Here is a 628-nt window from a genome sequence, read left to right as displayed (position 1 = left end):
GTCATCGCCGGCGTAGCGGGCCTTCGCCGCGACGGGGAACACGCCCTGCGTCAGACCGGTCAGCGACCCCACCAGGTCGGGCGGCAGCCCGCCGACGAGCCGCGCGCGCATCAGCACCGAGTCGACGTACCAATCGGCGTGGTTGTAGGCGAAGATCGCCTTCTTGATGTCCTTCTCCGCCCCAGCCGCACGCAGATACCTGGCGGCGGCGAAGATCGCATCGACCGGGTTGTACGGATCCTGCTTGCCATCACCGTTGGCATCGACCCCGTACAGCTTCCACGTGGCCGGCATGAACTGCATCCACCCCAACGCCCCGGCGCTCGACACGCTGAGGTTGCGACCGTAGTCCGTTTCGATCTCGTTGATCGCGGCCAGGATCTCCCACCGCACCCCGTACTGGATCCCCGCGGCCTGATAGATCGGCAACAGGAACGGCGGAATCCGGAACTTGTCGATGAAGAAGTTCGGCACCCCGATCGGCGCCGCACCCGGAATCGCCTCCGAGAACGTCGGATCCGCCGGCGTCGGCGCACCACCCGCATCGGTCGTCGAACCCGAACCACCCGTGTCACCCGAGCCCGACTTCTTCGTGACCTTCGTACCGTCGGTCCTGTCCCTCGCCGCC

The 628-nt window shown here is 66.9% G+C and carries 1 protein-coding gene; it reads right to left on the bottom strand.

What is annotated here, in order from left to right:
- On the bottom strand, positions 1-474 hold a 474-nt coding region (locus PAI11_RS25185; RefSeq protein WP_211656660.1), incomplete at its 3' end, for a lytic transglycosylase domain-containing protein.
- Positions 475-628: the final 154 nt, after the last annotated feature.

The organism is Patulibacter medicamentivorans, assembly GCF_000240225.1.
GTDB lineage: Bacteria > Actinomycetota > Thermoleophilia > Solirubrobacterales > Solirubrobacteraceae > Patulibacter > Patulibacter medicamentivorans.
This window is presented reverse-complemented; position numbering and strand designations above follow the sequence as displayed.